The organism is Sphingomonas sp. PAMC26645, assembly GCF_004795835.1.
GTDB lineage: Bacteria > Pseudomonadota > Alphaproteobacteria > Sphingomonadales > Sphingomonadaceae > Sphingomonas.
On the sequence record NZ_CP039249.1, the window covers coordinates 1,041,923 to 1,055,419 of the forward strand.

Sequence of the window (13,497 nt, forward strand, 5' to 3'; positions counted from 1 at the left end):
ACATGCAACAGCAGTTCCCTCTTTCCTCCCCCTCCGTCAGGCAAACGCCTGCCACCTCCCCCTTGCGGGGGAGCCTCAACTCCCCCGCGCCGCGGCAGCAGACGCATCCTCGATGAACCGCCACAAATTCGCCGGCACCACCGGCTTCGTCAACACCACCAGCCCAACACACCGCGGATCGTCGGCAACCGCACGATCCGCCGTCACCAGCGCAATCGCCGGCGCCGGCACCATCGCCCGCAACCGCGCAACCACATCCAGGCCGTCCTCCGCCTCGTCCAGATGAAAGTCGACCAGCGCCACGTCCGGCTCCTCGTCCGCCGCCAGTTCCATCGCCTCGGCGATCGTCGCCGCCAGCAACGGCACGCACCGCCGCGCCCGCAACGCCGCATCGAGTGCCGCCAGGATCGTCGCGTCGTTGTCGAGACACAGCACCCGCAACCCCGGCACCAGCGCACGGCTGGCCAGAGGCGTCGGCAACACAACATCCAGCCCGGCAGGCGCAAGCGGCACACGCACCGCAAACGTCGTCCCCCGCCCCAAGTCCGACCGCAACTCCACCGCCGACCCGAGCAACCGCGCGATCCGCCGAACGATCGCCAGCCCCAGCCCGACGCCGCCGCCCGCGCTCCCCTTGCTCTCCAGCCGCTCGAACTCCTCGAAGATCCGCTCGCGGTCACCCGCCGCGATCCCCGGCCCGTTATCGCGCACCTCGATCAACACATCGTCGCCCCTCCGCCGCGCCCCAATCCAGATCCGACCATCAGCCGAATAGCGCACCGCATTCGACAGGAAATTCTGCAATATCGACCGCAGCAGCGACCGATCCGTCGCCACGCTGAACGCCCCCGGATGCGCCGCCAGTACCAGCCCGCGCTCCCCCGCCAACGGCCGGAATTGCACCGCCAGCTCCTCGATCAACGCCCCCAGCGCAAACCGCTCGACCTTCGGCACGACGCCCCCCGCATCGAGCCGCGACACATCGAGCAGCGCACGCAGCAACGTGTCCGCCGACCCAATCGCGCCATCGATCGCGCGCACCAGTTCCGCCTGATGCGGCGCCCTGTCCTCCGCCAGCGCCGCGCAGAACAGCCGCGCCGCATGCAACGGCTGCAACAGGTCATGGCTCGCCGCCGCCAGGAACCGCGTCTTGTCACGCGTCGCGGTCTCGGCAATCGCGCGCGCCTCGCCCAGCATGTGGTTCGACCGTGCCAGATCCTGTGTCCGCGCCGCCACCCGCGCCTCGAGATCGGCCTGCGCCTCCTTCTCCGCGGTGATGTCGGTGAAACTCTGGACGTACCCGCCACCCGGCATCGGCCGCCCGACCATCTTGATCCACCGTCCCGACGGCCGTTGCCGCTCGAAACTATGCGGCGTCCCGCGCGCAAGGTGCGCCACCCGCCGCCCGACATGCGCCGCGATATCGCCCGCGATACCTTCGCGCTCGGCATTGTAGCGGATCAGGTCGGCGATCGAGCGCCCGACCACGACATACCCTTCGGGATAATCGAACATCTCGACATAGCGAGGATTCCACGCGACCAGCCGCAGATCAGCGTCGATCACGCTGACCCCCGGATCGATCGTCTCCAGCGTCGCCGACAACAGCGTCCGTGAGAACCGCAGCGAGCGCCCGCGCTGGTCGAGCAGGCGGACCACGTCGCTGACGTCGATCGCCGACCCGGCAATACTCGACGCGACGATCTTCCGCGCCGACGGAGCGCCGATTACGCCCGCGATCAACCGCTCGGCGGTGCGCGCGGCCGGGCCGTCGATTGGCGCACGTAGATCGGGCGACGCGACGCCGATCGCCTCCGCCTCGCCATCGCCGACGAACCGCGCGACCAGCATTCGCAATTCGCCCAACGTCGTGACGTGATCGAGCGCCGCGTTCCCCCGATGCCGCTCGCGCAAATGCAGCCCGGCCATCAGCGCGACGTTGACGCCAAGGCTCCACACGGTGCCATTGACCAACGGCGAGCCGATCCGCCAGCCGAGCAACGCATCGGGATCGAGCCAACCCCGCGTGAACTGCGCCAGCGCCGGCCCGACACCCTCGCCGATCGACGGCAGCAGCAGGCAATAGATCCAGACGATCACCCCACCGATCAGGCCGGCACGTGCGGCCGTATGGTTGGCAAAGTTCCACCCCACCGTTGCGACCAGCGCAGGCGCGAACTGAGCGACCCCGGCGAACGCGATCAGCCCGATCGACGCAAGCGGCAGGTCCGCACCAAGACTCCGGCCATACACCAGCGCAATCGCGACGATCGCCGCGATGATCACCCGCCGCACGCGCAGCATCCGCCGCCCCAGCTCGCCTTCGCCCGCGTCGCCATGCCGCCGCAGCAGCAGCGGCGCGAGCAGGTCGTTGGTCGCCATCGTCGACAGCGCGATCGTCTCGACCACCACCATCGCCGTCGCCGCCGAGAAGCCACCCAAAAACGCGAGCAACGCGACGAGGTGATGTTCCTGCTGCAACGGCACCGCCAGCACATACAGATCGGGCTCTGCACCATCCGGCAACAGCGTCATCCCGGCGAGCGCCAGCGGCAGCACGAGCAGCGAGATCACGACCATGTACGCGATGAACGGCGCGCGCGCTCGGGTGATGGGGTCCGGACCCTGCGCTTCGATCACGCCGACATAGAATTGCCGCGGCAGGCACAGGATCGCGAGCGCCGACAGCAGCGTCCGAACCCAGAAATCGGACGTCAGCGCCCCCCAGGTAAAGCCGGACCGAAGCCGCGCCATCGGCGGCGCCAGTATCTCCGCCGGCACGTCGGCGAGCAGCGCCACCGTCACCACCCCGAGCACGACGAAACACAGCAGCTTGATCAGCGACTCCGCTGCGATCGCCGCGACCACGCCGGGGTTGCGCCCGGCGACCTCATACCGCCGCGCGCCGAAGACGATCGCGAACACCGCCAGCAACAGCGCGACGAACGTGCCGACCTCCGCCGAACTCCCCACGCCCGCGATTGCGCCAAAACTCAGCGTCACCGATCGCAGCTGAAGCGCGATATACGGCACCGACGCGAGCAACGCCGTCCCAGCGACGATCGCCGCCGTCCCGCGACTCCGCCCGTAACGCGCGGAAATGAAGTCGGAGATCGAACTCGACCCTTCCTCACGCGCCAGCCGCACCAGACGCGCGAGAAACTTCGGCGCGAGCAGGAACACCAGTGCCGGGCCGAGATAGATGGCGAGGTAATCCCACCCCCGCGTCGCCGCGGTGCCGACCCCGCCGAAGAACGTCCAGCTGCTGCAATACACCGCCAGCGAAAGCGGATAGGCGATCCGCTGGAGCCGCACCGACAGCCCGCGCCGGTCGACGATCCAGGCGATCCCGAACAGCAGCGCGCCATAGGTCAGGATCGCGACGATGACACTTGGCCCGACGATGGCAGCGCTCCGGTTCAGGATTGAGCGGACGATCTAGCACAGGACGCGCGCGCGTCGTCGACCGGTATGTGGCGCGCCGCGACGGCTAGCGGCTTGCACCGATCATCCGCCCGCGCTATCGCCGCACCGCTCCCGGGTTGGAACACTACCGGGAGCCTGCTTGGAAACCCAATGGTTTCAATAGCATGCGGGTATAGTACAATGGTAGTACAGCAGCCTTCCAAGCTGAATACACGGGTTCGATTCCCGTTACCCGCTCCACCCTCAGTCGAAACCATCGAACCGCGCCAGCAGTGACAAGCACGCGTGCGTTCGCGGTCATCACGCCGAAAATGTAAGCAACATTGACCCTTGCATTTCCCTGCTGCGCTGCCGCAAAGGGGAATCGTCGGGCAGGTCTGGCGGCTCCGGGAGTCGCCACCAGTCGTGCCGCGTTCGGATTGGAGTCTCTCCGTGATCGGTATCGTCAGGGTCGCCCTATCGCGCCCGCTCACCTTCATCGTCATGGCCATCCTGGTCGCGGTCGTCGGCGTGCTGGCGGCCGTGCGGACCCCGGTCGACATCTTTCCGGACATCAAGGTGCCGGTGATCGCGGCCGCCTGGACGTATCAGGGCCTGTCGCCCGACGACATGGCGGGGCGCATCATCACCCCGTACGAGCGGGTGCTGTCGACCACCGTCAACGACATCGACCATATCGAGAGCCAGTCGATGCCCGGCATCGGCGTCGTGAAGATCTATTTCCAACCGGGCGCCGACATCCGCACCGCCACCGCGCAGGTCACGTCGGTGTCGCAGACCGTGCTCCGCCAGTTGCCGCCGGGCGTCACCCCGCCGCTGATCCTCAACTACAGCGCCTCGACCGTGCCGATCCTGCAGCTTGCGCTGTCGGGCGTCGGGCTGTCCGAGGGCAAGCTGTTCGACACTGCGGTGAACCAGATCCGCCCGGGTCTCGTCACCGTGCCGGGCGCGGCGATCCCGTATCCGTCGGGCGGGCGCCAGCGTCAGGTGCAGATCGATCTCGATCCGCAGGCGCTGCAATCGAAGGGCCTGTCCGCGCAGGACGTGGGCCTCGCGATCGCAGCGCAGAACCAGATCAACCCGGCCGGCTTCGCGAAGATCGGCGGGTTTCAGTATAATGTCCGCCTCAACAACGCGCCGGGCTCGATCGACGAGCTGAACAACCTGCCGGTGAAGGTCGTCAACGGCGCGACGATCTACATGCGCGACGTGGCGCATGTCCGCGACGGCAGCGCACCGCAGACCAACGTGGTGCATGTCGACGGGTCGCGGTCGGTGGTGATGACGATCCTGAAGAACGGATCGACCTCGACGCTGGCGATCGTCCAGGGGATCAAGGATGCGCTGCCGGCGATCCAGGCGACCTTGCCCGACAGCCTCAAGATCGTGCCGATCGGCGACCAGTCGCTGTTTGTGAAGGCCGCGGTCGAGGGCGTCGTCAAGGAAGGCGCGATCGCCGCCGCACTGACCAGCCTGATGATCCTGCTGTTCCTCGGATCGTGGCGATCGACCGTCATCATCGCGATTTCGATCCCGCTCGCGATCCTCGCCGCGATCATCGCGCTGTCGGCGACTGGGCAGACGCTGAACGTCATGACGCTAGGCGGCCTCAGCCTGGCGGTCGGCATCCTGGTCGACGATGCCACGGTGACGATCGAGAACATCAACTGGCATCTGGAGCAGGGCAAGAGCGTCCGCCAGGCGATCCTCGACGGCGCCGCGCAGATCGTCACCCCGGCGTTCGTGTCGCTGCTGTGCATCTGCATCGTGTTCGTGCCGATGTTCTTCCTGCCGGGCGTCGCGGGCTTCCTGTTCGTGCCGCTCGCGCTGTCGGTGGTGTTCGCGATGATCGCGTCGTTCGTGCTCTCGCGGACGCTGGTGCCGACGATGGCGATGTACCTGCTCAAGCCGCATGCAGGCGACGTTCACGCCGCGGGCACGCCGACCTCGCGCAATCCGCTGGTCCGGTTCCAGCGCGGGTTCGAGGCACGGTTCGAGCGGTTCCGTGGCGGTTATGGCCGGTTGCTGGAACGTGCGCTGGCGACCGGAAAGCCGTTCCTGCTCGGCTTCCTCGCGGTGGTCGCGCTGTCGATGCTGCTGATCCCGTTCCTTGGCCAGAACTTCTTCCCCGCGGTCGATGCGGGCCAGATCACGATGCACGTCCGCGCGCCGATCGGCAGCCGGATCGAGAGCACGTCGGCCCAGTTCGACCGGATCGCGCGGCGCGTCCGCCAGATCATTCCCGCCAACGAACTCGTCTCGGTAGTCGACAACATCGGCCTGCCGGTCAGCTCGATCAACGCGACCTACAACAATTCGGGCACGATCGGCCCGCAGGACGGCGACATCCTGATCCAGCTCGCGCACGAGCATGCGCCGACCGCCGATTACGTGCGCAAGCTGCGCGAGACGCTGCCGGGTGCGTTCCCCGGCGCGACCTTCTCGTTCCTGCCCGCGGACATCACCAGCCAGATCCTGAACTTCGGTGCGCCCGCGCCGATCGACGTTCAGATCACCGGCAAGGATGCGGCGGGCAACTACGCCTATGCCCGGACTTTGCTGCGGAAAATCGCGGCGATCCCGGGCGTTGCCGATGCGCGCATCCAGCAATCGGCGCGCTACCCGGAACTGCGCGTCAACATCGATCGCAGCCGGATCGGCCAACTCGGGCTGACCGAGCGCGACGTCACCGCCAGTGTCGGATCGTCACTCGCCGGCACGATCCAGACCGCGCCGGTCTATTACCTCAACCCGGAGAACGGCGTGTCGTACAGCGTCGTCGCGCAGACCCCCGAATACCGCGTCGGATCGATGAGCGACCTGTCGAACATCCCCGTCACCGGCACCAATGCAGGCGGCACGTCGCAGGTGCTCGGCGGGCTTTCCACCGTCGTCCGCGGCACCTCCCCCGCGGTCGTCTCGCACTACAACATCGCGCAGGCGATCGACATCTACGCGACCCCCAACGGCCGCGATCTCGGCGCGGTGGCGGGCGACATCAAGCGCGTGTTGGCGGATGCGAAGGCCTCAGCGCCGAAGGGCACGACGGTCGCACTGCGCGGCCAGTATGCGACGATGAACAGCGCGTTCTCAGGCCTCTTCTTCGGGCTGATCGGCGCGATCGTGCTGATCTACCTGCTGATCGTCGTGAACTTCCAGAGCTGGCTCGATCCGTTCGTCATCATCACGGCGTTGCCCGGTGCGATCGCCGGCATCGTCTGGATCCTGTTCCTGACCGGCACGCCCTTGTCCGTTCCGGCGCTGACCGGCGCGATCATGTGCATGGGCGTCGCGACCGCCAACGCGATCCTGGTGGTGAGTTTCGCGCGCGAGCGGCTCGCCGAACTTGGGGACTCGCACAAGGCGGCGATGGAGGCGGGGATGACTCGTTTCCGCCCGGTGCTGATGACCGCGCTCGCGATGATCATCGGCATGTTGCCGATGGCGCTGGGCTTCGGCGAGGGCGGCGAGCAGAACGCGCCGCTCGGCCGTGCGGTGATCGGCGGGCTGATCGTCGCGACGTTCGCCACGCTGATGTTCGTGCCGGTGATCTTCAGCCTCGTGCACCGCAAGGACGCAGAGCGCGCCGCCGCCAAAGCCCGCCGCGACGAGATTTTAGAGGAAGCGCATGTCTGAGATCGTTCATTCGGATCCCGTCGCCACCGAACCGCAGCGCGGGTCGCTGAAGAAAATCGGCATCGTCGCGGCGGTGATCGCGCTGGCGCTGGTGGCGTTCGGCATCTTCACGCGGCACCGCTCGGACTCGCAGTTGGCGACATGGACGACCGCACAGTCGACGCCGATCGTCACCGTGATCCGCCCGACCGCCGAGGGCGCGAGCGATGCGCTGACGCTGCCGGGCAACGTCCAGGCGTATAACAGCGCCGCGATCTACGCGCGGACCACGGGCTATATCCGCAAATGGTTCGTCGACATCGGCGATCCGGTCCGCGCCGGCCAGGCACTGGCCATTCTTGACGCGCCAGAAGTCGACCAGCAGGTCGCCGCCGCACAGGCCGATCTCCAGACCGCGCGCGCGAACCGCTCGCTCGCCGCCTCGACCGCGACGCGCTGGCGCGATCTGCTCGCCAAGGATGCGGTGTCGAAGCAGGAGACCGACGAGAAGATCGGCGACCTCGCTGCGAAGTCCGCGATCGCCAACGCGGCGTCGGCCAACGTCCGCCGGCTCGGTGCGTTGCAGGGCTTCACCCGCCTGACCGCGCCGTTCTCGGGCGTCGTTACAAGCCGCTCGACTCAGGTCGGCGCACTGGTGACCGCAGGGACGGCCGCGTCCACCCCGCTGTTCACGATCGCCGACGTGAACCGAATGCGCATCTATGTCCGCGTGCCACAGGCATATTCGGGGCAGACCCGGCAGGGGATCCACGCGACGCTGACCGTGCCCGAATATCCGGGACGCGCCTTCGACGTGACGCTGACCCGTAGCGCCGACGCGGTCGATCCGCAGTCGGGCACCGTTCTGGTCGAGTTGCAGGCGGCGAACACCGATCGCGCGCTGAAACCGGGCGCCTATGCGCAGGTCAAGTTCCCGGTCGGTGCGGGCGGCACCGGCGTACGGCTGCCGTCGAGCGCGCTGGTGATCGGCGCGAAGGGCACGCAGGTCGCGGTCGTCGGCAGCGACGGCAAGGCGCATCTCAAGACGATCACGATCGGCCGCGACGATGGCGACAGCGTCGCGATCAGCGCAGGCCTCACCGCCGGCGACCGCGTGATCGACAGCCCGCCGGACTCGCTCCAGACCGGCGACCCGGTCCGTATCGCGCCTTCGACAGGACCCGCCCGTGCGAAGCGCTAGGCTGGGTATGGCGGCGGCGGCGGCAAGCCTGGCCGGGTGCTCGCTCGCACCGCCGTACAGCATCCCGCCGAGCCCGGCTGCGGCGGCGTACAAGGAACTAGGACCGCAAGGGCAGGGGCCCTGGCAGCCAGCCGCCACCGACACGTCGCTCCCCGCCGCGTGGTGGACCGCGTTCGACGATCCGACGCTGACCGCACTCGAAGCGCGGATCGAGGCGGGCAATCCCGATCTCGCCGCCGCCGTGGCACGCTACGACCAGGCGCGCGGTCTGCTCGGCGAGTCCCGTGCCGCGCTACTGCCGTCGATATCGGTAGGGGCCGACGGCGGCCGTTCGCGCGTATCCGCCGGCCGGCCGCTCTCGCCGGGTAACGCCGCGACGTACAACAATCTCTCGGTCGGCGCGTCGCTGGCGTACGAGATCGACCTGTTCGGCCGCGTCCGCAATTCGGTCCGCGCCGATGCCGCCTCGGCGCAGGCCAGCGCGCAGGATGTGGTCGCGGTCCGTCTCGGGCTCCAGGCGTCGCTCGCGGATTCCTATTTCCAGATGCGCGGTCTCGATGCGCGTACGGTGTTGCTGCGCCAGACCGTCGCGGCGTTCCAGCGCGCCTACGACCTGACCGACACGCGTCATACCGGCGGCATAGCCTCGGGAATCGACGTCAGCCGCTCGGCCGCGTTGCTGTCGAGCGCACGCGCGGAACTGTCGGCGGTTGCGGGTGCGCGTGCGGCGTTCGAGCACGCGATCGCCGCGCTGGTCGGCGAGACCCCCTCGACCTTCGCGATCCCCGTTGCGGACACGTTGCAGCGTCCGCCCGCCATCCCCGTCGGCGTACCGTCGACACTGTTGCAACGCCGCCCCGACATCGTCGCGGCCGAGCGCCGGATCGCCGCCGCCAATTCCCAGATTGGCGTGGCCCGCGCGGCACAATACCCGTCGCTCACGCTCGGCGGGTCGAGCGGGTTCGAGGCGGGCAACGGCAACATCCTCCGCGCCTCGAACAGCTTCTGGGCACTCGGGCCACTGTCCGCCGCGCTCGCGATCTTCGACGGCGGTGCACGGCGGGCGCGCGTGCGCATCAGTCGCGCGCAATATGACGAGGCGGCGGCGTCCTACCGCTCGACCGTTCTCACCGCCTTCCGCGAAGTCGAGGACGACCTCGCCCGTTCGCGCGCACTGGTGGATCAAGAACGCGATCAGCTGGCCGCGACCCGCGCCGCCGAGCGCACGCGCGACCTTGCGCTCATCCGCTACCGCGACGGCGCGTCCGACTATCTCGACGTGGTGACCGCACAGACCGCGGCGCTCGACGCGCAACGCCTGTTGCTCGAAGTGCAGAGCACGCGGCTACAGATCGCGGTCGACACCGTCCGCGCGATCGGCGGCGGCGTCACGACCTGACTGCCGGATCGCCGCCGCGGGGTCAGACCCGCAGGTAGCGATAATACCAGACCTCGTGGCCCTGCCGCCGCGCTTTCCGCTCGTACCGCGTCTCGGGCCAGTCGTCGGGGCGGGTCAGGAAGTCGTGCGGGGTCTTCGCCTGCCATTCGAAATCGCGCCGCGCGTTCATGATCATCATCGACCAGCGGCAATAGGTCGGATCGTCGGTGCCGAGCCGGAATTCCGCGCCGGGCTTGAGCTTGGCGGCGATCGTGTCGAGCGGGCCGTGGTTGACCATGCGGCGCTTGGCATGGCGCGCCTTCCGCCAGGGATCGGGATGCAGCAGGTACAGCCGGTCGAGGCTCGCGTCGGGCAGGCGCTCGATCACCTCCAGCGCATCGCCCATGTGCAACCGGACGTTGGTCAGCTCGCCGTCGCGGATGTGCGCAAGTGCGCCGACGACGCCGTTGAGGAACGGCTCGCAGCCGATGAAGCCGACGTCGGGGTTCATCGCGGCCTGTCCCGCCAGATGCTCGCCTGCGCCGAAGCCGATCTCGACGTGGAGCGGGCGGTTGTCGCCGAACAAAGTCATCGCATCGATCGGTCCTTCCTCGGGCACCGACAGGTCGGCGAGCGTTTCCTCGACGAGCGCGGCTTGGCCGAGGCGCAGCTTGTGGCCCTGGCGACGGCCATAGAGGCGGCGGATAACAGAAGGATCGTTCATCGCCGCGCGCTCTAGCGGGCGATTGCGCCGGAGCAAAGCGCGACGCGGACCGTTGCACTCTCGTAGTGGTCGATAACGCTTCCAATCCGCCCGGCGAAGACGTCGAGGATCTCAAGGCCGCCGATGCGCAGGACCTGCACAAGGCGGTCCGCGAGGAGGGCGAGGAAGAACTCGATCGTCCGGTATCGTCGCTGTTCTTCTCCGGGCTGGCCGCGGGCATGGCGATCGCCAGTTCGCTGATCGCGGAAGGCGCGCTGCACCACGCGCTGCCGGATACGCCGTGGCGGACGATCATCGTCTCGCTTGGCTATCCGATCGGGTTCCTGGTCGTCATCCTCGGGCGGATGCAGTTGTTTACCGAGAGCACGATCACCGCGATGCTGCCGCTGGTGACGAAGCCGTCGGGCTGGGCATTGCGGCGCACCTTGCGGCTCTGGAGCGTGGTGCTGGGCGCCAACCTCATCGGGACGGCGCTGGCCGGCGGGATGATCGCCGCGGGCCTGCTCGGCGGCAGCGAGCTTCGTACCGCGATGATCGAGGTGTCGATGGCGATCACCGAACTTTCGCCGGGTGCGACGTTCGTCAATGCGATCCCGGCCGGATTCATGATCGCGATCCTCGCCTGGTCGCTGCCGAATGCGCGTGAACAGTCGTTCCTCGTGATCGTCGCGATCACCTATGTCGTCGCGATCGCCGCGTTCAGCCATTCGATCGTCGGATCGGTGGAGGCGTGGCTGCTGGTGTTTTCGGGTAAGGTCGGCGTCGCCGAGGCGCTTGGCGGCCTGATGATGCCGGCGATCCTCGGCAACTTGCTGGGCGGTGCGGGGTTGTTCGCCTTGCTCGCGCATGCACAGGTGCGCGGTGAAATGGACGGACAGGGCGAAAACTGATGGGCAAGACCAAGGACGCCGCAAAGGCCGTCGAAAAGGCGGACCGCAAGGCGACGCACAAGGCTGCCGAGCACCGCGACGAGCCGCTGGTCAAGGCGACCGGGTTCCTCGCCGAGATCGGCGACCAGCCGCAGCTTGTGGCGACGTCGATCGGCACGGTCGTGATCGGCCTGATCGCGCGCAGGCCAGACGTGATCCGTGGCGGCGTGCGGATGCTGGCGGCGCATGCGGCGGCGACCTTCGTCAAGTCCGCGATCAAGGCGTCAGTCGACCGCACCCGCCCCGAAAAGGCGATCGAGGACGGCAAGGCGCGATTCGAGCCCGGCAAGAGCGACGATCACGAGCAGACCTCGTTCCCGTCTGGCCACACCGCGGGTGCGGTTGCGGTCGCACGTGCCGCGTCACGCGATATCACGGGCGCTGGCGGTCCGGCCGCTTTGATCTCCGGCGCGGTCGCGGCGGCGCAACCCGTGAACGGGAAGCATTACCTCTCCGATCTCGTCGTCGGCGCCGCGGTCGGCTGGATCGCCGAAGCGCTCGTCAGCGCGGTGTTCGACCGAGTCGCGCCCGCGGTCGAGACGGCCGTGGCGAACAAGGCGCCGGTGTTGATCGAGCATGCCAAGGCCTGAATGGTTCGACGCGACCGAGTGTTACCCGTTGACCACAGATTGCGGCGAAATCTATATTTGTAAGGATCGGCAAGGGGATAGCGGAACCGTTACGCCCGCGTGACGGTTGCCACCGCATCGTAACCAGAACGGACTATCCCCATGAAGAAGCTTTCCATCGCCGTCACGCTCGCCGCCATGGCCGTCTCGCTCGCAGCCTGCGGCGGCAAGGGCGATGACAAGCTCGGCAGCTAAGTCGAGAAGGCCGCGGACAACCGTGCCGACGCGCTCGAAGCGACCGCCGACAATCTCGAGGACCAGGCGAAGGCAGTCCGCAAGGACGGCGACCGCCAGTCGGACGCGATCGACGATGCGGACGTGAACGCGCAGGCGATGCCGCAGGCGCAGAAGGACGCACTGGTCAACGGCAGCGAAAAGCTCCGCTGATCTTGTAGGCGCACACCAGCGCCGGCGTCTTGGCCGCCTTCCGGTACACACCGGGGGGCGGTTTTGACGTTCTGAAACGAACCGGCTCGACCGGCCAATACGACGACAGGGGACACGGCAATGATCGACAGGCGTCGACTGGAAACGGGGGGCTTCATCACCTTCCTGGTGGCGATCACGATCGCGTTGTGCGTGGTCGTGTCGTCATTCGCGGCGGCGCTGTTGTGGAGTGCGCTGGCGGCGATCCTGTTCCAGTCGCTGTACCAGTGGCTGCTCAAGCGCTGGCCCGACCGCCGCAACCTAGCGGCGGCACTGACGCTGCTGATCATCTTCGTCGCGGTGATCGTGCCGACGCTGTTCATCGGCAGCCTGATGATCGACCAGTCCGCCTCGGTCTACGCCAAGCTGCAGAGCGGCCAGATCAACTTCGGCGCGTATTTCCAGCAGATCCACGACGCGCTGCCGAACCGGATCCAGGGTGCGCTCGACAAGGCCGGGCTCAACAGCTTCGAACAGGCACAGTCGCGTGTGTCGACCATCCTCGGCAACAGCGTCCGCTCGATCGCCGGCCAGGCCTTGTCGATCGGGCGCAATGCGGCTTCATTCCTGCTGTCGTTCGGTGTCGGGCTGTACGTGACGTTCTTCCTGCTCCGCGACGGCGACAAGGTCGGCCCTGCGATCCGCCGAGCGCTGCCGTTCGAGCATTCGGTGGCGGTGAAGCTCGTCGACAAGTTCGTCGCGGTGGTGCGCGCGACGATCAAGGGATCGGTAATCGTCGGGCTCGTCCAGGGTGCGCTCGGGGGCCTGACCTTCTGGATCGTCGGCGTACCGGCAGCCCTGCTCTGGGGCCTGCTGATGGCGCTCACGTCGCTGCTGCCTGCGCTCGGGCCTGCGATCGTGTGGGTGCCGGTTGCAGTGTACCTGCTGGCGACGGGCGCGATCTGGCAGGGCGTGGTCGTGATCGTCTCGGGCGTGGTAGTGATCGGTCTGGCCGACAATATCCTCCGGCCTATCCTGGTCGGGCGTGACACGGGGATTCCGGATTATATCGTGCTGGTCACGACGCTGGGCGGGATCGAGGTTGTCGGGCTGAGCGGTATCGTCGTTGGCCCGCTGGTGGCGGCGCTGTTCCTGACCGCATGGCAGATCCTCACCGAGCAGCGGCATGCTCAAGTTTCCCCCGTTCGTCCCGAGTAGCTGCTGAGCCT

Annotated in this window: 8 protein-coding genes and 1 tRNA gene; 7 read left to right on the plus strand and 2 right to left on the minus strand. The window is 67.7% G+C overall.

Going from position 1 to position 13,497, the window contains the following annotated elements; all coding sequences use genetic code 11:
• Positions 1 to 75: 75 nt before the first annotated feature.
• Positions 76 to 3,315 carry a PAS domain-containing hybrid sensor histidine kinase/response regulator gene (locus E5673_RS05010; protein WP_247599585.1) on the minus strand — a complete coding sequence of 1,080 codons (3,240 nt, stop codon included), beginning with the start codon at positions 3,313 to 3,315 and terminating at the stop codon, positions 76 to 78.
• A gap of 277 nt (positions 3,316 to 3,592) precedes the next feature.
• Here E5673_RS05010 and E5673_RS05015 point away from each other — a divergent pair.
• The 4 genes from E5673_RS05015 to E5673_RS05030 all read left to right on the plus strand — a co-directional run bounded on the left by E5673_RS05015 (position 3,593) and on the right by E5673_RS05030 (position 9,641).
• Positions 3,593 to 3,666 (plus strand) — tRNA-Gly (locus E5673_RS05015).
• A 192-nt stretch (positions 3,667 to 3,858) separates the two neighbouring features.
• The gene (locus E5673_RS05020) at positions 3,859 to 7,062 is read left to right on the plus strand and encodes an efflux RND transporter permease subunit (RefSeq protein WP_136189174.1); all 3,204 of its coding nucleotides are present in this window, start codon (positions 3,859 to 3,861) and stop codon (positions 7,060 to 7,062) included.
• Positions 7,055 to 8,242, plus strand: coding sequence for an efflux RND transporter periplasmic adaptor subunit (locus E5673_RS05025; protein ID WP_136189175.1), 1,188 nt, complete (start codon positions 7,055 to 7,057; stop codon positions 8,240 to 8,242). Before E5673_RS05020 ends, E5673_RS05025 begins: the two co-directional genes overlap by 8 nt.
• Positions 8,243 to 8,249: 7 nt before the next feature.
• The gene (locus E5673_RS05030) at positions 8,250 to 9,641 is read left to right on the plus strand and encodes an efflux transporter outer membrane subunit (RefSeq protein ID WP_136191355.1); all 1,392 of its coding nucleotides are present in this window, start codon (positions 8,250 to 8,252) and stop codon (positions 9,639 to 9,641) included.
• 22 nt (positions 9,642 to 9,663) lie between these two features.
• Here the strand turns inward: E5673_RS05030 and trmB are convergent, their stop codons facing one another.
• A complete protein-coding gene (trmB, locus tag E5673_RS05035; RefSeq protein WP_136189176.1) occupies positions 9,664 to 10,344 on the minus strand; it encodes a tRNA (guanosine(46)-N7)-methyltransferase TrmB in 681 nt (226 codons plus the stop codon).
• Between the two features lie 65 nt (positions 10,345 to 10,409).
• Between trmB and E5673_RS05040 the strand changes: the two genes are divergently transcribed.
• The 3 genes from E5673_RS05040 (at position 10,410) to E5673_RS05055 (ending at position 13,486) form a co-directional block, all read left to right on the plus strand.
• The gene (locus E5673_RS05040; protein WP_136189177.1) at positions 10,410 to 11,234 is read left to right on the plus strand and encodes a formate/nitrite transporter family protein; all 825 of its coding nucleotides are present in this window, start codon (positions 10,410 to 10,412) and stop codon (positions 11,232 to 11,234) included.
• A complete protein-coding gene (locus tag E5673_RS05045) occupies positions 11,234 to 11,863 on the plus strand; it encodes a phosphatase PAP2 family protein (RefSeq protein WP_136189178.1) in 630 nt (209 codons plus the stop codon). Before E5673_RS05040 ends, E5673_RS05045 begins: the two co-directional genes overlap by 1 nt.
• Before the next feature lie 546 nt (positions 11,864 to 12,409).
• Entirely contained in the window at positions 12,410 to 13,486 is a 1,077-nt protein-coding gene (locus tag E5673_RS05055) for an AI-2E family transporter (protein ID WP_136189179.1), read from the plus strand.
• Positions 13,487 to 13,497 lie beyond the last annotated feature (11 nt).